Annotated in this window: 1 protein-coding gene and 1 pseudogene; one reads left to right on the forward strand and one right to left on the reverse strand. The window is 61.9% G+C overall.

Annotated features, from left to right (window positions below; genetic code table 11):
* Positions 1-918: pseudogene (locus G3T14_RS24190) on the forward strand (conjugal transfer protein); the annotation flags it as partial.
* 109 nt (positions 919-1,027) lie between these two features.
* Here the strand turns inward: G3T14_RS24190 and G3T14_RS24195 are convergent.
* Positions 1,028-1,185, reverse strand: a 158-nt coding sequence (locus G3T14_RS24195) for an IS3 family transposase (RefSeq protein WP_163645007.1), incomplete at its 5' end; no start/stop codon positions are given.

The raw sequence follows: 1,185 nt of genomic DNA on the forward strand, positions 1-1,185 counted from the left end.
CGCGATGCGGCGGCGTTGAACCGCGCGGCGCGCGAGGTCCTGAGGACGGAAGGTGCCATCACCGGACCCGACGTCGAGGTGCAGGCACGGGATCGCGAGAACAAGCCGGTTATGTTGGCGCTCGCCCGAGGCAATAGGATCCGCTTCGGCGAAGGTCTGATCCGGCACGGCATCCGCAACGGCACCCGCGCGACGATCGAGGCGGTCGGCGCGGACGACAAAGGCATCCTCAAGCTCAGGGTGCGCCTCGACGACGGGCGGGTTGTCGAAGACGCCTATGGAAGCTTGGTGCGGGAGCAAGTGCCTGGAGCGCGAAGTCAAAGGTCGTCGGCGCTGCCGAGAATCAGCCATGCGTGGGCTGGCACGGCCTATTCGGTTCAGGGAAAAACCGCAGCGGCTTCCGTCTATTATGGGTCAACCGCGAGCGACGCCCGCGAGCTTTACGTTGGCTTGACCCGCCACACCCAGGATGCATGGCTTGTTGTCGAGCGGGCGCGGCTTGAGACGAGCGTTCGTCTCCGCCGGAACGACGCCGGAATTAAACCGTGTACTGCCGAGCTGCATGAACGTTTGTTCGTCGAAGCGCGGCGATATGCGGAGAAAACGAATGTGGTCGATCACATCGAGGACCGAGCGGCCTTTGTACAGACTGGCAAGCTTCCGCGTCCTAAGAGGGAAGCTGCTATCGACACGCGGTACGAGTTCGAAGCCGGTCGGGCCTTACGGGCGGTCCTGATGCAGATCGGTGCTCATCCCCGACTGCTACTTCGGCAACTCGGCCACATGCGGCGCGAGGCAGAGCGGAAAATTTCAGACCGTTTCACGGCCATCGTCGACGCTTTGCGTAAACCGGTAACCGGTCAAACTCCGAATCGAACGCTGGCACCGCGGCGGCGCGGTCAAGAAATTGATCGTTAGACCCACGAAGCTCGCTTAGCGAAAGGTTATCCAGGCCATCGGGATCCGGTAGCGCCATGCCGAGTGTAGAATCACACCCTGGCCTGCTGCCGGTTCCGTGGACACGACTTTAAGCTAATTTGGCCTGTTTCTCGAACTCGACGGGGCTGATGTAGCCGAGGGTCGAGTGCCGGCGGGTCGGATTGTAGAAGCGCTCGATGTAATCGAACACGTCGGCCCGAGCCTGGTCTCGCGAGCGGTATGTCTTTCGAGCCGTCCGTTCGGTTT

Origin of the sequence: Methylobacterium sp. BTF04 (assembly GCF_010692745.1) — a bacterium.
Lineage (GTDB): Bacteria > Pseudomonadota > Alphaproteobacteria > Rhizobiales > Beijerinckiaceae > Methylobacterium.